The organism is Desertivirga arenae, from assembly GCF_017355785.1.
Taxonomy (GTDB): domain Bacteria; phylum Bacteroidota; class Bacteroidia; order Sphingobacteriales; family Sphingobacteriaceae; genus Desertivirga; species Desertivirga arenae.
On record NZ_JAFEWE010000006.1, the window covers coordinates 84,012 to 103,894 of the forward strand.

Here is a 19,883-nt window from a genome sequence, read left to right on the forward strand (position 1 = left end):
TCTCTTGAATCTGCCTAAATTATACTGAAATACATTTACTAAAGGCAGCCTTTCCAATTTAACTTTTACCAAAACAATCTCTTTGAACCTTGCTTATAATTAATACTCAAATGATTAAATCATCTATCCAGAAATTTAAACAGTCGAATTATGAGCAAGAAGCAAGATGTAAAAAAGCCGAAGATGCAAGTTGACAAAACGGCTAAGGGGCAATCAGCTTACCAGTCGGAAAAGGGCGGTAAAAATGATATGAAAGGAGATGATTCTCCAAAGAACGGAAAGAAAAAATAAAAGGACGTATTGGTCTAAAGAACAAGTCCGTTATGTTTTTAGAGAAATCTGAGTAAAATCATTACATACAGACAAAATGAAAAAAGCCTTTTGCTTGAGCAAAGGGCTTTTTAGTTAATAAAGAAAAAGGGTCCGGACGTATCCAGTTGTGGAGAAAAGAAAGGCCTGGGTCCTTGAAAAAACCTTTATTCTAAAATATTTTAATTTTCTTGTAACTATCTCAATTTCCTGGCGTATACACAGCATCCTTTCCCAAAAAGGATTTGTTTTTCATAGGTAGATGTAGGGTTAGACTTAATTGTCTGACCCTTTTTTCTTGCAACGTTTTTTCACTCCGGCCTAAGTAAGCCAGTCTATACCGTACTCAAGATCAAATCACCTCAGTCTTACCCAGACAACTGCTTATCTTATCAGAAAGGTCTGTTAAGTCAAAGGGCTTTGTTATAAAATGATCGCTTTTATAATCACCTAGTGAGAGGAACACTTTAGGGAAACCAGACATTATTATAACAGGGATGTGAGATGTTTTAGGATTAGTTTTAATTTGATGGCAAAATTCGCCTCCATTAATCCCATTCAATAAGTAGTCCAGCAAGATTAAATCAGGTTTATACTGATCTATGAGCTGAAAAACATTATCTCCGGTTGAATTTGTTTCGACTTCGTAAGCCAGATACTCCAAAGATTCTTTTACTACATCGAGAATGCTATTATCATCATCAATCACCAAAATCCGCTTCTTCATATGTAATAAAATAATTTACGATCTGATACTTTAACGTTACTCCAGTAACTTCTTTTGCAAGAGAAATTAAGTTGCACGAATTTAAATGGGGTATATCGCAATTTTGCTGCTGCAGAGCATACTTCATATTTACAGTAATTTAAGTTTATAGAACGATTAGAAATACTTCACCCTTTTACTCATTTACGGGGGACTGTCACTCAAGCCCCTTAACAATACCTTAACAGGAACATTAAAATTGTAAGAGAGTTTTACTCCGGCAGCAAAAATGACTTTACAATTTAGATATCAGGTGTATATACTTACGCATAACCAGAACTAATGTGGAAAAAAAGCTTTAGCATTTGAAGTAATCAGGTTAGAGGTTTCTGATAAAATTCAGAACTTTGAAAAGTGATATTTGAGCCGGTACCGTTAAATCTTCCTCCCTATCCATTTAAGATAAAGCAGGAATCTGCTTCTCATTTTATATTTGATGAGATCAGAAAGAAGTATCTGGTATTAACGCCGGAAGAGTGGGTTAGACAGCACCTCGTTCAGTACATAATCCGCGAAAAAAACTACCCAAAAGCACTGATCAAATTGGAAGGCGGTCTTCGCTTAAATACATTACAGAAGCGAACGGATGTTGTTGTATTCAATACTACCGGACAGAAAATACTTATGATTGAATGTAAAGCTCCTTCAGTTAAGATAACCCAAGCTGTATTCGATCAAATTGCCCGCTATAATATTGTTCATAAGGTTCCTTTACTTTTCGTAAGTAATGGCCTACATCATTACTACTGTAAAATTGACTTTGAACAAAAGAATTACCAGTTTATCCAGGACCTGCCCAATTATCCCGGTAATTAATTATTCAGCTCCCTTTTCAGATATCCTTATAACGGTTAGAACTGCCTTGTATTTACTAAATGCTGGAGCATTTGAATAGATCTCCTGATCTCCCATCACCTGCTGCACCTCCGCATCAGCAGCTTCCGTTTGCAATTGAAAAACGCCACCGAAGCATGGTAAATCTCCCTTCAGCTTTCCCTTTCCAAAATCAATAAAGGTCCCTCCATAGTCCCACCCAAAACCGTAAAGCTTAATTGGTTCTCCCCCATTTAAAGCGACAATTTCTTTTATACCAGTGCCAATACCGATACCATTGTCGAATTTGTAGGGTGAGTCTTCCTGTGCTATTTCAAAAGTACTGACCGTTTTGAACGGAGGTTTAACTTCTTTCCATATAATAGTGATCTCTTTCGGAGTACCTTTCCAGACCTTAGTGATCAGACGATCGAAATCTCCCTCGAGAAAAAGGGAATCAGTGCTGACGTTTTCCTTTCCAACTTTTTCTGCGATAGTTTCCAGATCGTCTCCAAATTCCAGGGGGCCAATTCCCCAGCAAGTAATATGCGAATCGTTTTGATCGTTCACCTCTATCGGGGATTTTGGCCCCGTAGATTTTTTGTCAGAATTTTTAGGATTCTGATTACAAGAACATAAAAAACCCGTGAAGCAAACAGTCATTAATAGAAGTCTGAATATGGGTATTAAATGGGATGGAAGGCTTTTTTTGGACATTATGAATAAAATTAATTCGTAAAAAAAGGGAAGCTTTTCCTACTTAGCTTCCCTTTAAATATTTTTTTTCGATCTATTGTTTGCGAACCACCCGCATAGAAGCTAGCTCATAATCGATCCGGTTCAACATAGGGTCGTAAGAATTGACCTCTTTTTGCTTGTGGAACTCCTTTAACTCATCTTTATGGATCACATGAAGTCTTGTTTGTTCAAGGATACCAGTAAAACAAGGTGTGCTTTTTTCAATATTTCCTGCATTAAAGCCAGTAATTAAGCCTGGTTGACTCTGCGTTATATTCAGAAACTTTATAGATATCGATCCGTTCTTTTTAACCATATCTCTAAGTCCCATTCCAACCATTATACTATCCTTAGTCATATATGGGGATCCGGGAGTTCCAACTTCTATAAAATTAATTGTCTTGAATGGGGCTTGCTTCTCCTTCCAATACACGCTTATCTGCTTAGGATCTGCCTCCCAAATGGTGGTAAAAGCACCGTAGATCGTGTTCTCATGCTCTGCGAGTGCACCCTTTCCAAATCTTTCTTCTAAGGTTTGATGCGTATCAGAAAGTTTAACCTCCCCTATCCCCTCACATGAGACCAGCACTTTTGGATCGATTGTCTTTTTGACCTTTGATTTTGACTTTTTAGCTTCCTGACAGGAAAACAGGGCTATTGTAAGAAATAATAGAAAGCTCTTCTTCAATTTGATAAGATTATAAGTACTTTAATTTGTTAAAAAAAGGCCAGTTAATTTTAATTTCTTAACTGACCTTATATTCTTTATGCATTCAACGCAGCTAAGCCCTCTTCTAAAATAGAGATCTTAGCTTCCGCATCTGCCTTCTTTTTACGTTCGTTATCTACTATCTCAGCTTTAGCATTTTGGACAAATCGCTCATTCGATAGCTTTGCATTAACCGACTTCAAAAACCCGCGCAGATATTCTAATTCTTTTGTGATACGTTCACGTTCTGCTTCAGCATCTACATTTCCAGCTAACACAACAAAAAACTCATCTCTTCCTGCCATGAATCCTGCTGATCCAGAGATTTTTTCTTCAACAAAAGAGACCTCGCTAAGATTGGCCAGCTTAGAAATTATCGCCAGATATTCCTGGTAGTTGGTCTCAGAATTAGCTTTTACCGATAAGGGTAAAGCTTCCTTAGGAGAGATCTGCTTGCTGTTTCTGATGTTCCGTACTTCTGAGATCACTTGCTTCACAATTTCAAAATCCTTTAAAATTGATTCGCTGGTAGCTACTGTTTTAGGGTACTCAGCTACAATACAGCAATCCTTCTCGCTTCTGCTGCCGAAAACTTCCTCATCATGCCAAAGTTCTTCTGTTAAGAAAGGCATAAAAGGATGTATTAATTTCAATATCTGCTCAAAGAAAGCTTTGGTTGCATCATAAGTTACCCTGTCAATAGGTTGTTGATAAGCAGGTTTAACCATTTCCAGATACCATGAACAGAAGTCATCCCAAACTAATTTGTAGCAAGACATTAAGGCCTCTGACAGACGGTATTGAGAGAAGTGACTTTCAATTTCCACAAGAGCTTCGCTGAAGCGATTCGTGAACCACTCAATTGCTTTTGAATTTACAGCTTCCAGATCATCATTAACTTCCCAGCCTTTTACCAGACGGAAAGCATTCCAAATCTTGTTGGCAAAATTTCGTCCTTGCTCACAGTATGACTCGTCGAACATTAGATCATTTCCTGCAGGAGAACACAAGAGCATTCCGACACGAACACCGTCTGCTCCGTATTGCTCGATCAGATCAATAGGGTCAGGAGAGTTGCCCAGCGATTTGGACATCTTCCTTCCAATCTTATCACGAACTATACCAGTGAGATAAACATTCTTGAAAGGAACCTCACCACGGAACTCGTGTCCGGCCATAATCATTCTAGCTACCCAGAAAAACAGGATCTCTGGTGCAGTTACTAAATCATTGGTGGGGTAATAATAATTAAGGTCGGCATTACCTTCTTTTTCCGGGTGACCGCAAACCGAAGGATCAAATACGGAAATTGGCCATAACCATGAAGAGAACCAGGTATCTACAACATCTTCATCCTGCCTGATCGAATTTAATGCCTCAGTTTTGAAATCAGCTTTCTCCTGATCGCTCATTTGCGCACGGTTATCTGCCTTCAATAATTCTTCAACAGCTTCCTCTTTAGTTTTAGCAACAACTACTTCATGCTGGAAGTACCATGCAGGAATTTGCTGCCCCCACCAAAGCTGCCGGCTGATACACCAGTCTTTTACGTTCTCCATCCAATGACGGTAGGTATTAATAAACTTTTCGGGGATAAGTTTAATCTCACCTTCCATCACGTAATCAAGAGCAGGCTTAGCCATTTCTCCCATTTTACAGAACCATTGTAAAGAAAGCTTAGGCTCGATCACCGCATCGGTCCTTTCAGAGAAACCTACCTGAGATTTATATTCTTCGACTTTTTCAAGTTGTCCTGCTTCTTCCAGCAAACCTGCAATCTTCTTACGGGCCGCAAAGCGATCCTCTCCTACCAGGATCTCTGCTTTAGCATTTAGTGTTCCGTCATCATTCAGGATATCGATTACCGGAAGATTGTGTTTTACCCCTAACTCATAGTCATTCAGATCGTGGGCAGGAGTTACTTTTAAACATCCGGTACCGAACTCAACATCTACATATTCATCCTCGATAACCGGGATCTCTCTGTTGATTAACGGAACAAGTACTTTCTTACCTTTTAAGTAAGTATAGCGGTCATCATTAGGGTTGATACAAATAGCTGTATCAGCCATGATGGTTTCAGGACGAGTGGTAGCAATTACAATAAACTTACCTTCTTCGCCTGCAACTTTATATTTAATATAATAAAGCTTTTGATTAACTTCCTTACGAATAACTTCTTCGTCCGATACAGCAGTCTTACCTTTAGGATCCCAGTTTACCATACGCACACCGCGGTAAACCAAGCCTTTTTTGTAAAGGTGAATAAAGGTATCAATAACAGCTTCAGAAAGAGCCTCGTCCATAGTGAAGGAGGTGCGGTCCCAGTCGCATGAAGCCCCTAGCTTCTCGAGCTGCTTTAAGATAATACCACCGTATTTTTCTTTCCATTCCCAGGCATACTTAAGGAATTCATCACGACTAAGATCTTTCTTCTCAATGCCCTTCTCTTTAAGCATAGCAACCACCTTTGCTTCGGTAGCTATCGAGGCATGATCCGTTCCTGGTACCCAACAAGCATTTTTGCCTAACATACGAGCCCGGCGGATCAGAACATCCTGAATGGTATTATTAAGCATGTGGCCCATGTGCAGTACTCCTGTGACGTTTGGAGGAGGTATTACAATTGTATAGGGTTCACGCTCGTCAGGTACTGATTTAAAGAATTTCTTCTCCAGCCAGTACTGATACCATTTATCTTCTGTTTCTTTCGGATTATATGTCTTAGAAATGCTCATATGAATTACCTCGCCTTTTTGGGCTTGCAAAAATAGTAAACTCCGGGTGCACGCGAAAGGTAAATATTCAGGAGGCTAAATTATGTTGAGAAGAAACTCTGACGGAAGGAAAATTAATTCACCGATGTTAATAAAAAAGCAACGGTGAATTATAATAATTTAAAAAATATCCAGTTTTTAGAGTCAGATAGTATTAATAACGTGAAAGACAGGCTGACGATGAAAATTACTAGTATCTTATTGAACTACCTAATGGTTAACAAGGTGATCCGCTGGTTCAACCGCTGATCAAAGGAAGCTTTCTATAGCTAGTCTGTAGCTGTCGAGACCGAACCCCGTAATAACCCCTTTGCAGTTTCTTGCCATCATCGATTTGTGCCGAAACTCTTCGCGGGAATAAACATTGGAGATATGGACTTCAATAACGGGTGTTTTAACAGCAGCTATAGCATCCGCAATTGCCAGTGAAGTATGAGTATAAGCGCCTGCGTTGAAAATAATTCCATCATAACTAAAGCCGATTTCATGTATCTTATTAATTAGTTCCCCTTCAATATTACTTTGGTAATATTCCAGTTCGAGCGCAGGGTATTTGGCCTTCAACTCATTAAAATAAGAATCGAAGCCTCTCTCTCCATAAATAGACTTTTCTCTGGTGCCAAGCAGGTTCAAATTAGGCCCGTTTAGAATTTGTATCTTCATGCTTCAAACTTAAGAAATTTTAAAAAACCTCTGTAGTACGATTGTAACTGACTTCTAACTGAGCTCATTTTCCTAATTTCAGCGTGGTTGTATTTCCCAATTTATCAGAATATGCAGAAGCACTAAATAACGCAGAGAAATGCTGGATTAGGGTAAAAGAAAATTCTGAGATTAACAGGCTTTTTAATTTCTTTGCGGGATGGATTGGAGAAGTACGAAAAAAGGGTTTGAGAACTATTTGAAGCTTGAACGTTCTTTATCTGCAAACAGTGTGGAAGCTTATATGAGAGATGTTGATAAGCTGCATCAGTTTGCCGACAGCACCAGTGGAAAGGCTCCAAACGAAATAACCAGTGAGGATATACAGCTTTTTCTTGGCTGGATAAATGAACTGGGAATGCTCCCTCCTTCTCAAGCCAGGGTACTTTCCGGACTTAAAGGCTTTTACAAATACCTAATCATTGAAAATCTTAGCAAAATCGATCCTACAGCGCTGATTGAAAGTCCCCGCCTTACACGGAAGTTGCCAGATACACTAAGTATTGACGATATCAACAAGCTAATTGCTGCCATTGATCTTTCTACCCCTGAGGGTATGCGGAATAAAGCCATGTTGGAAGTTCTGTATGGATGCGGGTTACGGGTGTCAGAGCTTACTGATCTTAAAATATCCAATCTTTACCTGGATATAGAATTTATCAAGGTTATGGGGAAAGGAAATAAAGAACGTCTAGTACCTATAGGAAGTGAAGCTATTAAGCTTTTGAGGATTTATCTCACTGAGATACGGGTTCATTTGAAGATCAAACCCAATCATCAGGACTTTGTGTTTCTTAACCGGAGAGGTGCGCCGCTTAGCCGCGTAATGGTATTCTTAATAATTAAACAGCTGGCAGAGAAAATAGGCTTAAATAAAAACATAAGTCCCCATACCTTCAGGCACTCTTTTGCTACTCATCTGATTGAAGGTGGAGCAGACCTGAGAGCAGTGCAGGAAATGCTTGGACATGAAAGCATTACCACGACGGAGATATATACGCATTTGGATACTGATTACCTTCGACAAACTATCATTCAATATCACCCAAGAAGCTGATCAAACGATCTGCTTATGAGGCGGACGAAAACCTGATCCGCTAATTATTGTGTAGAACATCCAGAGGCTTATTACAGGGGAAAAATAAAGCATGCCCAACTGTAGCGCATGGGAAATATTAATTTCCAAAACAATAAGAAATACAATGATATATAGATTTACCACAGTAGTTGCAAATGCAGGTTTACGTAACATATGTAGGCTTTGCGTTAAATACTCCTAATTTATGCAAGAATTGTTCCATTACCTCTTTAATAATAACTTTTAGTTAATTTTTAACGTATCCGATAGTTTTTTATGGAATCACTTACCAGGTGCGGCGAAAGCTAAATTTTTAATACTTGGAAAGGTGCTTACTTCCTTCCTCAAACCATCTCAAATTAATAATTCCACAACTATTTGCACACTTTATTGTTTAAAGGGTCTAAAGTTCATTTCATGATTCTACCCATTACCCAAGTTAAAAAGATTGCAATTTTCCGGGCACTTCAATTAGGTGACCTTCTCTGCTCTATTCCCGCTATAAGGGCTCTGAGAAGTGCTTATCCTGATGCGGAAATTTCACTGATCGGTTTACCCTGGGCGAAAAGTCTTCTGGTTCGTTTTCCTGATTATCTGGACCGATTTATTGACTTTCCTGGTTATCCCGGTTTACCTGAAAGAGAATTTTCTCCTGCCGGTTTTGCAAAATTTCTGTCTGGGATGGTTGAAGAAAATTTCGACCTGGTTCTGCAAATGCAGGGAAACGGCAATTTGGTGAATCCTATGGTAGAATTATTTGGGCCCAAAACGGTTGCCGGTTTTTTTAAAGAAGGGGTTTATGTTCCGGAAGGTGGTTATTTTATTCCATACCCGGAGAATCTTCACGAAATAGACAGACATATAGCTCTAATAAGTTCTCTTGGAATTGACGACCAGGGCAGGGACTTGGAGTTTCCCCTTTATGAGCAGGATTACGATGATTTAAGAAAAGCTGAACTTCCTATAGAAAAAGGTAAATATGTCTGTATACACCCCGGATCGCGGGAGACTGCCCGACAGTGGCCTGCCGAATATTTTGCCGCCCTCGGTGATCTGGCAGCAGACCAGGGACTTACTCCGGTAATTACCGGAACCAGCGACGAGTTAAACATTGTCGCTGATGTGGTTTCAAGAATGAAGTCAGAAGCAGTAATTGCTGCGGGTAAAACAAGTTTGGGAGCAGTAGCAGTTTTGATAAAGCAAGCACATAGCCTGGTATCAAACTGTACAGGCGTAGCTCATATTGCTGCTGCCTTAAAGGTACCCAGCATTGTAATTAGCCTTAATACAGATCCGAAACGCTGGGAGCCATTAAATAAGGACCTGCACAAAACTATTGAATGGATCTATAATCCAGATCTCCAGTTGATTTACAGTGAAAGCAAAAACTTATTTCAGCAAAAACTGAGCCCGTTAAATCAAACAGAAATTTTAAACTAGAAATACTTCCGTAGTAAAAGCTATCCTGATGAGAAAACGTTTTCCTTTTATTCTTATACTTCCTGCACTTTTTCTTGCATCCTGTTCTTCTCTTTATATGCCAAACGTTCCCAATGCACCGCTGTTTACCGAAAGTGGCGAACTGCATGCAAGCGGGCATGTTTCTCTACGTGGAAACATTAGTTTCAACACAGCTTATGCTTTTACCGACAATTTTGCTCTAATGATCAATGGCTCTGCTATTAGTCAGGATAAGGAGAAAAAGGATTTTTCACAAAAAATGGTTGAAGCCGGAGCTGGTTATTTTACCACATTTGGCAAAGAGAATAACAGGGTTTTTGAAATTTACGGTGGTATGGGGACAGGCAACAGCAGGCGGGTACTTAGTGATCTTACTTATGACGGAGCGATACCTTACGAAAGTCAGGATATTACTTTTGACAAGTTCTTTGTTCAGGTAAATTACAGCTCTACCAGAAAAAGAAAATTGAATCTTTTTGGTGAGAAATTTCCCTTGAATTACGGAACCGCATTAAGGATGAGCTATGTAACAATGGATAAAGTGAAGATGACAGGAGTAACCCCACTTAAGGAGGACAACATATTCCTTGAACCGATCTTCTTCACACGCATGCGACTGAATGAGAACTTTCAATTACAGTATACAACAGGGAGCAACTTCGGCTTGAAGAACAGAAAGTATCTTACTGCGGGCAACTCTGTTTTTACGATAGGTGCTGTGTATAATTTAGGCGGAAGAAAGTTGAAGTAAAAGCTTAACCAATTTTTACAGAAGTCATGGTAAGGGAGCCTCCAACTGCCTTATCATTAAAAAAAGAAATTTCGTCCCGGTTACCCTGCAGTCCCAATGTATACAATAAAGGCAGGTAATGCTCGGGTGTTGGAATCGATAGCATGGCCTCTCTCCCTAAGCGCGAGTAGTTGATTAATGCCTCATGCTCCTTGTTTGTTATTAATGACTTGAACTGCTCGTTCATTGTATAGGCCCAGTCATACCCTCCTCCATTGATCATTTCCCATGAAATCATGCGGAGATTATGTACCATATTTCCACTTCCAATTATCAAAACACCTTTTTTCCGAAGGGTGGATAAGTCTTTACTTAACTCATAATGATAAGAGGGATCCCTGGTATAATCAATACTAAGTTGAAGCACCGGAATGTTTGCCTGAGGATACATGTGCCTTATAATTGTCCAGGTACCATGATCCAAGCCCCAATCATGATCAAGCTCTACAATAGTGGTACTAACTAAAGAAGCAGTTTCAGTTGCAAGCTCAGGACAACCGGGAGCCGGATAATGAACATCAAACAAAGCCTTAGGAAAGCCACCGAAATCATGAATGGTGGCAGGATAATCCATTGCAGTAATTTTCGTTCCCCGTGTATACCAATGTGCCGAAATAACCAGGACTGCCTTTGGAACTGGTATTTCCTGCGCCATTTTCTTCCAACGCTGACTGAACTCATTATCTTCAATGCCATTCATGGGAGAACCATGTCCAATAAACAACACCGGCATTTGTTGATCCTGTTCCCCTAAGCCCTCTGTAAATTTCCTGAATGCGTTTAATGTTGTCATGGTTCTCTTCTTGAATGTGATCTATGCTTACCTCTAATTATTTCTGCTGAGCGAACTCCAATTTAAGATCAATTGTAATATCCTTACCTACAGTTGCGCCTCCAGCTTCAGTTAAGTTGTTCCACTTCAATCCGTAGTCAAAACGGTTAATCACTGTTGAGGCTTTAAAACCGGCTTTCGTATTCCCATATCCATCCTTTGCAGTTCCTCCGTAGGTTACGGTGAATTTTGCCGGCTTTGTAACTCCATGCAGATTAAGATTTCCAACCAATAAGTACTTATTTCCTGATACCTTCTTGAAGGAAGTACTTTTAAATGTCATGTCAGGATATTTTTCAGCATCAAAAAAATCGGGACTTTTCAAATGCTTGTCACGCATTTCATTATCGGTATTGATACTGTTTACATCAACACTAAAACTAATTTCCGCATTGCTGAAATTAGGGGTCTTCGATACAATGTTACCATCAAATTTTTTGAACTGACCATCAACTTCCGAAATTACCAGGTGCTCTACTGAAAACTTTACTGACGAATGCACAGGGTCAACTCCCCATTTAGATTGTGCAAAAAGCGCTGTATTTACTATTAATGCCGCAGCTAATAAGAATGTCTTTTTCATTATATAATCTTCTGTTTTTGAATAAGACAAAGTTATACTTGAACGCTTTAACGGTGATTGATGTGTGTTAAGAAGTGTTCTTAACATAGATCAAGAAAACAGCAGTCTCCCCCGATATCCTTAATTGCCGTATTATTTAGTATCGTCGTAATGTTTCCCTTAGTAAGGTAATGAGATAGAACGAAGTCCTGACGATGCGATAAAAATGGTATTCCTCTTGTAATTTACTTTGCAATCCTATTTTTTACGAGTTTCTTTGCAGGAAAATCAGGAGGAGCAGATTACCCGAAGAATACAGCCATTGCATTTACAGCCGCAGGCAACAACTTTGAGCTTGCCATCGCTGTTGCAGTTGGCGTTTTCGGAATTAACTTCGGAGAGCCTTTCGTTGGTGTTATAGGGCCACTAGTTGAAGTCCCGGCACTCATTGCATTGGTTAATGTAGCCTTCTGGTTTAGAAAAATATTACAGTAAAGAATCCATTAATACTCCCTGATGAAGATTGTTTTGTTCTCCGACGTGCATGCTAACCTTCCTGCACTTGAGGCTTTTTTTAATGATATTGATAGTAAAGAATACGATGCTATTTATTGCCTGGGAGATTTGGTTGGCTATAACATCTGGCCAAATGAGGTGATTGCAGAGATCCGTAAGAGAAAAATTCCAACTATCGCAGGCAATCACGATATAAAGGTGAAGAAATTACGGGTAGATCAGCATCTGGATGATGAGGAGGCCTTAATAAATTATGCTTATCATCTGGGGAATGAAAGTTCGAGACACTATCTTAAAAATCTGCCGGCACATATTAAGGTGGAATTTAGGCTTAGTGCAACTCCATTTAATCTAATGCTTGTTCATGGGAGTAACAGAAGTGTGAGTGAGTATGTACTGGAGGATTTGGATGAGGCATACGTTTTGGAGCTTTTGCGGGAAAGCAATGCCCATATCTACTGTTGTGGACACACCCATAAACCTTATCACCGTGTTATTGAGTGTGAGGGTCAATACCTTCATGTTGTAAATATTGGAGCGACAGGCAAACCAAAAGATGGCGACCCGAGAGGCTGTTATGTTATATTAACCATCGACGAGAACAGTAGCTTGTTAAACAAAGAAAGTATTAAGGTAGAGTTTTGCCGTTTTGAGTATGATATAGAAAAAGCAGCCAAAGCGGTGGAAGACAGTCCCCTACCCAATGATTTTGCAGACCGGTTAAGGAAAGCCTATTAGAGCTAAGCGGAATAATAATTGCTGTCATAGCAGAACTAAAAACATCTACTATGGACAGACCAATTTCAAGAAAAGGACACGGCTTAGCCGAATGGAGTTATATTCCGCTAACTGCCTTGTCTCCCGAGATCATGCGTTTCAAAGACGATCCTAAAGCTACAACCTTTGCCAGAGTGTTAAGTGGCTTAATGCTTAGCTCGGCAATCCTGACTAAATCAGAGTGGGGACTATTTAAGGTTCTGCCTTTCAAAGCACATTTGGCCGGCGATGTCGGAATTAGCTTAGCTTCGATACTTGCACCCTGGGTAGGTAAATTCTCAGAGGATAAAAAAGCAAGAAATACCTTTCTGGTTCTCGGACTCACTGGATTACTGATTGGAGGACTACTTACTCAACGGAAAGAAATGAACACGGCTTAAAAGCCGAAAGAATGATAAATAAACGGCAATAATTTGCCGTTTATTTATTCCATAGCCTGGGCTATTGCTTCAGTTTTGAAATTAGCTGCAAGTTTTGCCTTTACTAATTTGCTAACAAAATAGACCAGAAAAGCGCAGACCACAATTACCAGAGATACCACTATTCCCAGGGTACCATAATTTTCCAGCGGACTGTTTGAGGTCTTTTGTGATACTATAAGTCCAGCTGTTACAGCAGCAAGGCCACCAGCCATTTGTTGCAGGGAAGAATTTACACTCATAAAGGCTCCCCTGTCTTTCATTTCCGGGATACTGGTGGTTAAGGCTGTTGCTGGGATCATCCTGCTCATAATACCCATAAAAAGTACCATGTTAATCAATATGATCTGCCATAGAGGAACAGGATTAAGGTTGGTATAGATCAGGATCATTACTATAGCAAGAGCTGACCCCACGCAGAATAGGGTAAACTTATCTACGCGGTCACTAATACGTCCTATAATCGGCATGATAATGATTGAAGCTATACCAGTAAACATAAATACCAAAGGGAGCTGTTGATGAGTTATATGAATGTTATTTACCAGGTAAGCACTACCGAAGGGCATCAACATAAAACCTCCAACCGAAAGTAAAGCGGTAGCAGCAAAAGCAATCTGATAAGACCTATTGCTTAAGGTATGCAAAAGGTGCACAAAGGGACTTTTGTCTGATTGCAGCTTGAGATGGGCATCTACTGGTTTAACTTTAAGCCAGATTACCATGTAAATTACAACTGCCAGAGCAACGATCATTAGAAATGTTGCATGCCAGTTCCAGAGATTTGCGATGTAAATTCCAATAGGAATACCAAGTACCTGACTAGCTGCAAAGGCCATTTGAACAAAACCCATCACTCGCCCACGTTGATTTATCTCGAAGAGGTCTGTTACAATAGCAAGGGAGATAGAGCCTATCACTCCCCCAAACAGTCCTGTAATAATTCTGGCAGCCATTAAAAGCTTATAGGTATTTGCCAGTCCGCAAAAAAGGGTCCCCAGAATAAACCCGGCATAAAAAAACATTAATAGCTTCTTACGGTCAAACTTATCCGCAAATCCGGCGGCAAGAAGTCCGCTGATACCAGCACTAAAAGCGTAGGAAGAAACTACAAGCCCGAAGCCTGAGGGTGTTATTTGCAAAGATTTCATTAATATATCTCCAAGTGGAGATAGGACCATAAAGTCGAGCACTACGGTAAACTGCAGGAGAGCTAGTATGGCAATGACCAGTTTTTGATAAGATGAAAAACTGACCAGGTTGTTATTGTCTGTCTGTTTCATTGTTTGGTTGATTATAGGGTATTAAATAGGTATGAGATTTAGAAGGCTGGAATCAGAGTAATTCTTCACAAAAAAAACCAGCTTCCGTTACTAACGAAGAAATCTGGCATTCTGTAACAGTATTGCTGACTATGCGTAAAACACAATCAATATCTTTTCTGTCTACATTCCAGTCATCTACTTCCATTCCAGTAAGTAACCTTTCAATTACAAGTAAGTCTTCTTCTGACTGAATATTCGTTTTAAAAACAAGGATATTATTCATAGAGAAAGATTTCGTTATAGTAATACTGCTATTGGATGACGATGCTACTTCTTTAGCGCTTTTAATACGAGATCAAAAGTTTGCCATAATAACTCTTCCGTCAATGTAAAGCGCCGGCCCCCAATACTCTTGCCTTCATTATGAAATCGAACCAAATTATACATCGGTGCAAAAGCAACCGACCAATAGACCTCCATAGGTAAAGGATCTATTTCACCACGCTTTATTGCATTCTCCATAAATGCGCCTAATGATTTGGTAAAGTCACCAACGATCACTTTATATACCTCGTCGTGATAGGTGGAACCCCGCAACAGTTCAAATAGCTGAGCTGCCATAGGGTTTTCCATCATATGCCTGGATCTGTTTCTCCACTGTTGTCGTAAGCCCTCTTCAAAGGAGGCATCTGGATCGAAACCTTTTAAAACCTCCGCACTCATTTGCCTTGCCCCCTCCACAGCAACCTTCACAATTAAGTCGTCTTTATCTTTATAATAGATGTAAAGTGTAGCTACAGAAATACCACAAGCTTTTGCAAGCTTATTTACGCTAAAGTTTTCCAGGCCATCTTTAACAATTAATTCAATGGCCTTCTGTTTTACTAATTCTTCTTTTACAGTATTTCTTGTTCGCATAAGGGCAATACAAATATAAATGAATGATCACTTACTTATGAAAGAAAATTAACTTTATTTCATAACTTTCAATATTTCAACTCTCGATCAGGAGAATAAGGCTAATTTTTTATCTTCATCCCCTTATGGAGTTCACTTCTATTATCGTTGCAGTTGGTGTTATTCAAGGCTTCATATTAAGTATTGCTCTCTTTCGGAACCGGATTAAAGCCGGAATTTCGAACACTTTGCTTGCCCTTTGCTGCCTTCTTTTTGCGCTTGTAACTTTTGAGGATTTTCTAATGAGAACACACCTCATTCTCCAGCTTCCTCATTTGTTTGCAGTATTCTACCCATTTATTTTCGCGCTGGGACCTGTTTTTTTTCTGTATGTACAAAGCCTGACAGCCCCAGCATTTAGATTAAAACCAGCCTTGGTAGTACATTTTATACCGTACCTTTTACTACTGTTACTTTTCATTTTCAACATTTACTTTAATAATAGCGAGGTAAAAATTCAATGGATAAAAGAAAGTTTTTCTGATTCTGAGCCAAACCTTTTTATCATTATCGCCCTCCTTCAAAATTTTGTCTACATATCTATATCACTTGTATTACTTATCCGACATAAAAAAAACATCAGAAAGATCTTTTCCTACGATGAACGGATCAATTTGAGGTGGTTGATGTGGCTTGTTATTGGGGTTATCACTTTGTGGGGTCTATGGGGACTTGCGGTCTTCTTTAATACCACCATCTTTAAAAATCTCGATGCTATAGGTTTTCCTGTTTTTGTCTATATTATCGGCTACTGGGGAATGGGACAGAAAGTAGTGTACAATGATCCGGGTAACTTACCGGCCGATCAACTATTTGGAGAGACAGAGAAGACAAGGTATAGTATGCCGGCTATCCCAGAGGATCTGGTGGAAGAAAAGCTCGAAATATTATTGAAGTACATGGAAACCGACAAGCCTTATCTGAATGGAGAACTAACCATACTAGAACTATCTACAAAAGTACAAATACCCGTAAATCAACTTTCTCAATTAATTAATGGTAAGCTTGATCAAAACTTTTTTGAGTTTGTGAATAGGTACCGGGTGAACGAATTTAAAAAGCAGGTAATAAACCCGGATAATCAACATCTTTCATTACTTGGTATTGCACTTGATTGTGGTTTTAATTCAAAGGCTTCGTTTAATGCAATATTTAAGAAAGCTACCGGTCAGACCCCATCAGAATACAGAAAAAAGGCCGAAATGGAACTTAAGACGTCCGAATTTAGACTTTAAGACGATGAACCTGTAACGGAAAGCGATCATTGCAGAAAAAAGAATCGCTATGAATCAAAAATTTGCAATCCTGATCCTATTCATCCTTCTACCAGTTTTTATCTCCTGCAAAAAAGAGGAAACCCAAGCAGTTATAACAAATAATCCTCTAAAAACAGAACTTGAGACTAACCTCCATTCTATCGTAACAGGTTATGCCGGAAAAAAAGTTACAGCAGGTTTAAGTATTGGCATTCTTCAGAACGGCGAGGTGTTCCAATATGGATATGGGGAAATAATTAAAGGTCTTAAAACTATTCCTGATGAAAATACCGTTTTCGAGATAGGTTCAATTACCAAGACGTTCACGGCTACAATGCTAATTGAATTGCTTAATAAATTAGACATAAGCTTAGACGAACCTATTAACAATCTACTTCCTTCTGATATTTCCCTGTTGATAAAGAATGGGAAGAAGATCACGGTAAAACAACTCCTTAACCACTCTTCGGGATTACCTAGACTCCCTGAGGGGTTTGAAAAAAATTCAGATCCAAACGATCCCTATAAGAACTATGACAGTCTTGCCGTTTATCAAGCCTTAAAAAACGTCAAATTACAAAGCGTTCCAGGAGAAAAATTTGAGTATTCGAATTTAGGAATGGCTGTAGCCGGACTAATTTTGGAAAGAAGATCAGGGAAAAGCTATGCTGACTATCTGAACCAGAATATTTGCATTCCATTAGACATGAGGAGAACAAAAGCGGAAAATAGTTATACTGAAAACATCGCCAGGGGATATACGGAGAAAGGAAGGGAGACCAGCTATTGGAAATTGAACGGGTACAGCGGAGCTGGAACAATCTATTCAAGTACAGGTGACTTATTAAAATATGCAAAGGCTTTTATAAGTCCGGATAATACAAGTAAGCCTGCGCTATTTAAAAAAGTAAAGGAACTAACCTTTTCAAACGCTGAAATTAAAATTGCATCTGCCTGGTTCCTTTTAACTATTAACGGAGTAGAATGTCTTGTACACGATGGAGGCACAGGAGGCTTCCGTAGTTTTATTTACCTGGCTCCTTCCACTAATACCGCTTTAGTTGTTTTGGCAAATAATGGAACCGACGATGCAGCGAGAGTTGCCAATAGATTGGCAGAATTGATCATTAAATAAGTTGATTTTATTTTAGCCGAAATTAAATAATATGGTTCTTATTTAACATAAGAACCAATATACCTTTTAAACCTTCGAAATTATCTAATATTCTACTGGTGGAGGTTCAGGGACATACATCCAATGAGTCACTTCTCCAAGATCAGCTTCAGTATGTTTTTGTATCTCGAAGTCCCATTGCTGGGAATCATTGTAGTACCAACCTATGCCCATGTAGAAGGTGTTAGTGCACACGAGCAGATCTTTATCTTTTTCAGGCAATCGGTCCTTTATTGAAATCCATTCCATTTTTATAAAAATTTAAAATCCTTACCATCAAACAAACCCTTGTCGCTCAGCTTCAATTCAGGTATTACCAGCAAGGCCATAAACGAAAGAGACATGAACGGGGAAATGAGTGCTGAGCCTAATGCTCTGGCCGCTTCATCGATCCTCTTATAATTTTCAGCCACCTTGTACCCGTCGTCAAGAGACATCAATCCTGCAACAGGAAGAGGAAGAACAAAATCCTCTGTATCAGACACACAAGACACGCCACCTTTAACATTAATTAAGGAATTAACAGCCTTACATATACTTTCATCATCTACCCCTACTGCTACTATATTGTGACTATCATGGGCAACGCTAGATGCTATTGCTCCCTGTTTCAAACCAAAGTTCTTTATAAATGCCTTAGCTACCGGGGCTTCTTTATAGCGATTAACCACTACAATTTTAAGGATATCCCTTTCTATATCTGCAACAATTTCATCAGCAAGATACTTAGGTTCAAGCATCAACCGATTCGTTACCAATTGTCCATCAAGAACTTCGATTACGGGAATTTCGCCATTTAATTCTGGATAATTATCCCTCAGCACCTTAAAATCCGACTTAACTTTGAGTTGGCAATCGAATTGATTAACGACAGGCTCCTCTCCTGCTTCTTCAAGTAAAATCAACGTTTTACCGCCTTCAGCAACCAATCTTCCATCGATGTAAGTTTGAATCGTTTTAAAGCTTATCAGATCCTTAACCATAATAAAATCAGCAGGATCACCCTCATTTAATAAACCAACATTTAACTTATAATGGTTCACAGGATTAATGCAAGCCGCTTTTAATACTTTAAAGACATCAATTCCCTTTTCAATTGCTCTTGCACATAATTGGTTGATATGTCCTTCTACAAGGCTGTCGGGGTGCTTGTCATCACTACAGAACATTATCATGTCTTCATAATCGTGAAGAAGACCTATAAGCGCCTCAAAATTCTTAGCAGCACTTCCCTCGCGGATGAGTACTTTCATGCCGAGCTGAAGCTTCTCAAGGGCCTCTTCCTCAGTAAAACATTCATGGTCGGTGCTAATGCCGGCAGAAACATATTTTTCTAAGGCTTCTCCTCTTAGTCCGGGAGCATGGCCATCTACCGGTTTTCCCAGGCGTTTTGCTGCAGCTATCTTTTTCATCACTTCTTCCTCTTCATGTATTACTCCAGGAAAATTCATCATTTCACTGAGATAGAGTACCTGAGGATTTTGAAGCAGGAGTTCAACATCAGTAGCATTTAATTCAGCACCTGCGGTTTCAAAGCTAGTGGCTGGAACACAACTAGGAGCTCCAAAGTTGAACTTGAAAGGAACTTTCCTGCCATTTTCAATCATAAATTCTACACCTTCCATTCCATTCACGTTAGCAATTTCGTGAGGATCACTAACAGTTGCTACTGTACCGTGAACAACTGCTAAACGAGCAAATTGAGAAGGGACCAGCATGGAGCTTTCAATGTGAACATGGGCATCCACAAACCCCGGAAGGATGTAACCACCATTGGATTTGCCCTCTAATTCTGTTATAGATACTATCCGACCATTTTCGAAACGAACTTCTCCAGAAAAGATCCGGGCGTTTTCTATATCAACTATATTCCCTTTTATTGATTGCATAATGTATGTAGATGAATGTTCGAGCTTATGTTGCGCCAGTATTCAAATTTTAAAAGAGTGCCAAGATAACAAAAGCATCAGAACTGGTAATGA

23 protein-coding genes are annotated in these 19,883 nt (G+C 39.3%); 9 read left to right on the forward strand and 14 right to left on the reverse strand.

Going from position 1 to position 19,883, the window contains the following annotated elements:
- The first annotated feature begins 150 nt into the window (after positions 1-150).
- Positions 151-291, forward strand: coding sequence for a hypothetical protein (locus J4N24_RS13895; RefSeq protein WP_207534303.1), 141 nt, complete (start codon positions 151-153; stop codon positions 289-291).
- A gap of 370 nt (positions 292-661) precedes the next feature.
- Here the strand turns inward: J4N24_RS13895 and J4N24_RS13900 are convergent, their stop codons facing one another.
- Complete coding sequence (locus tag J4N24_RS13900) at positions 662-1,036, reverse strand: response regulator (protein WP_207534304.1); 375 nt, start codon at positions 1,034-1,036, stop codon at positions 662-664.
- Between the two features lie 396 nt (positions 1,037-1,432).
- Between J4N24_RS13900 and J4N24_RS13905 the strand changes: the two genes are divergently transcribed.
- Positions 1,433-1,891 (forward strand): type I restriction enzyme HsdR N-terminal domain-containing protein, encoded by a 459-nt coding sequence (locus J4N24_RS13905; protein ID WP_207534474.1) that lies wholly within the window; start codon positions 1,433-1,435, stop codon positions 1,889-1,891.
- Here the strand turns inward: J4N24_RS13905 and J4N24_RS13910 are convergent, their stop codons facing one another.
- The 4 genes from J4N24_RS13910 to aroQ form a co-directional block, all read right to left on the reverse strand.
- On the reverse strand, positions 1,892-2,458 hold the full coding sequence (locus tag J4N24_RS13910; protein WP_207534305.1) for a hypothetical protein: 567 nt from the start codon (positions 2,456-2,458) through the stop codon (positions 1,892-1,894).
- Between the two features lie 220 nt (positions 2,459-2,678).
- The gene (locus J4N24_RS13915; RefSeq protein WP_207534306.1) at positions 2,679-3,314 is read right to left on the reverse strand and encodes a hypothetical protein; all 636 of its coding nucleotides are present in this window, start codon (positions 3,312-3,314) and stop codon (positions 2,679-2,681) included.
- Positions 3,315-3,391: 77 nt separating this feature from the next.
- On the reverse strand, positions 3,392-6,073 hold the full coding sequence (locus J4N24_RS13920; RefSeq protein ID WP_207534307.1) for a valine--tRNA ligase: 2,682 nt from the start codon (positions 6,071-6,073) through the stop codon (positions 3,392-3,394).
- Between the two features lie 288 nt (positions 6,074-6,361).
- On the reverse strand, positions 6,362-6,775 hold the full coding sequence (gene aroQ, locus J4N24_RS13925; RefSeq protein WP_207534308.1) for a type II 3-dehydroquinate dehydratase: 414 nt from the start codon (positions 6,773-6,775) through the stop codon (positions 6,362-6,364).
- 199 nt (positions 6,776-6,974) lie between these two features.
- On the opposite strand from aroQ, the gene xerD reads away from it, so the two are divergent.
- Positions 6,975-7,871: a site-specific tyrosine recombinase XerD gene (gene xerD / locus J4N24_RS13930; RefSeq protein WP_207534309.1), complete on the forward strand. Its 897-nt coding sequence runs from the start codon at positions 6,975-6,977 to the stop codon at positions 7,869-7,871.
- Here the strand turns inward: xerD and J4N24_RS13935 are convergent, their stop codons facing one another.
- Entirely contained in the window at positions 7,872-8,066 is a 195-nt protein-coding gene (locus J4N24_RS13935) for a hypothetical protein (protein WP_207534310.1), read from the reverse strand. It abuts the gene before it with no gap.
- 243 nt (positions 8,067-8,309) lie between these two features.
- Between J4N24_RS13935 and J4N24_RS13940 the strand changes: the two genes are divergently transcribed.
- Positions 8,310-9,332, forward strand: a complete 1,023-nt coding sequence (locus tag J4N24_RS13940) for a glycosyltransferase family 9 protein (RefSeq protein WP_207534311.1) — start codon at positions 8,310-8,312, stop codon at positions 9,330-9,332.
- A gap of 28 nt (positions 9,333-9,360) precedes the next feature.
- Complete coding sequence (locus J4N24_RS13945) at positions 9,361-10,104, forward strand: hypothetical protein (RefSeq protein WP_207534312.1); 744 nt, start codon at positions 9,361-9,363, stop codon at positions 10,102-10,104.
- A gap of 4 nt (positions 10,105-10,108) precedes the next feature.
- On the opposite strand, the gene ygiD is transcribed toward J4N24_RS13945, so the two are convergent.
- The 3 genes from ygiD to J4N24_RS25890 all read right to left on the reverse strand — a co-directional run bounded on the left by ygiD (position 10,109) and on the right by J4N24_RS25890 (position 11,986).
- Positions 10,109-10,936, reverse strand: coding sequence for a 4,5-DOPA-extradiol-dioxygenase (ygiD, locus tag J4N24_RS13950; RefSeq protein WP_207534313.1), 828 nt, complete (start codon positions 10,934-10,936; stop codon positions 10,109-10,111).
- A gap of 37 nt (positions 10,937-10,973) precedes the next feature.
- Positions 10,974-11,558 carry a YceI family protein gene (locus J4N24_RS13955; protein WP_207534314.1) on the reverse strand — a complete coding sequence of 195 codons (585 nt, stop codon included), beginning with the start codon at positions 11,556-11,558 and terminating at the stop codon, positions 10,974-10,976.
- 281 nt (positions 11,559-11,839) lie between these two features.
- Positions 11,840-11,986, reverse strand: a complete 147-nt coding sequence (locus tag J4N24_RS25890) for a hypothetical protein (RefSeq protein WP_207534315.1) — start codon at positions 11,984-11,986, stop codon at positions 11,840-11,842.
- Positions 11,987-12,053: 67 nt separating this feature from the next.
- Between J4N24_RS25890 and J4N24_RS13965 the strand changes: the two genes are divergently transcribed.
- Positions 12,054-12,791: a metallophosphoesterase family protein gene (locus tag J4N24_RS13965; RefSeq protein ID WP_207534316.1), complete on the forward strand. Its 738-nt coding sequence runs from the start codon at positions 12,054-12,056 to the stop codon at positions 12,789-12,791.
- Positions 12,792-12,841: 50 nt separating this feature from the next.
- Positions 12,842-13,210: a hypothetical protein gene (locus tag J4N24_RS13970; RefSeq protein ID WP_207534317.1), complete on the forward strand. Its 369-nt coding sequence runs from the start codon at positions 12,842-12,844 to the stop codon at positions 13,208-13,210.
- Between the two features lie 44 nt (positions 13,211-13,254).
- Here J4N24_RS13970 and J4N24_RS13975 read toward each other — a convergent pair whose 3' ends face one another.
- The 3 genes from J4N24_RS13975 to J4N24_RS13985 are packed head-to-tail and all read right to left on the reverse strand — an operon-like array spanning position 13,255 to position 15,432.
- Complete coding sequence (locus tag J4N24_RS13975) at positions 13,255-14,532, reverse strand: MFS transporter (protein WP_207534318.1); 1,278 nt, start codon at positions 14,530-14,532, stop codon at positions 13,255-13,257.
- 52 nt (positions 14,533-14,584) lie between these two features.
- Positions 14,585-14,797 (reverse strand): hypothetical protein, encoded by a 213-nt coding sequence (locus J4N24_RS13980; RefSeq protein ID WP_207534319.1) that lies wholly within the window; start codon positions 14,795-14,797, stop codon positions 14,585-14,587.
- Between the two features lie 44 nt (positions 14,798-14,841).
- Positions 14,842-15,432, reverse strand: a complete 591-nt coding sequence (locus J4N24_RS13985; RefSeq protein WP_207534320.1) for a TetR/AcrR family transcriptional regulator — start codon at positions 15,430-15,432, stop codon at positions 14,842-14,844.
- 125 nt (positions 15,433-15,557) lie between these two features.
- Between J4N24_RS13985 and J4N24_RS13990 the strand changes: the two genes are divergently transcribed.
- Complete coding sequence (locus tag J4N24_RS13990; protein WP_207534321.1) at positions 15,558-16,706, forward strand: helix-turn-helix domain-containing protein; 1,149 nt, start codon at positions 15,558-15,560, stop codon at positions 16,704-16,706.
- Positions 16,707-16,755: 49 nt separating this feature from the next.
- Positions 16,756-17,862, forward strand: coding sequence for a serine hydrolase domain-containing protein (locus tag J4N24_RS13995; RefSeq protein WP_207534322.1), 1,107 nt, complete (start codon positions 16,756-16,758; stop codon positions 17,860-17,862).
- Positions 17,863-17,946: 84 nt separating this feature from the next.
- On the opposite strand, the gene J4N24_RS14000 is transcribed toward J4N24_RS13995, so the two are convergent.
- Both J4N24_RS14000 and ade read right to left on the reverse strand, forming a co-directional pair.
- On the reverse strand, positions 17,947-18,150 hold the full coding sequence (locus J4N24_RS14000; protein ID WP_207534323.1) for a DUF551 domain-containing protein: 204 nt from the start codon (positions 18,148-18,150) through the stop codon (positions 17,947-17,949).
- 2 nt (positions 18,151-18,152) lie between these two features.
- The gene (ade, locus tag J4N24_RS14005) at positions 18,153-19,790 is read right to left on the reverse strand and encodes an adenine deaminase (RefSeq protein ID WP_207534324.1); all 1,638 of its coding nucleotides are present in this window, start codon (positions 19,788-19,790) and stop codon (positions 18,153-18,155) included.
- Positions 19,791-19,883: the final 93 nt, after the last annotated feature.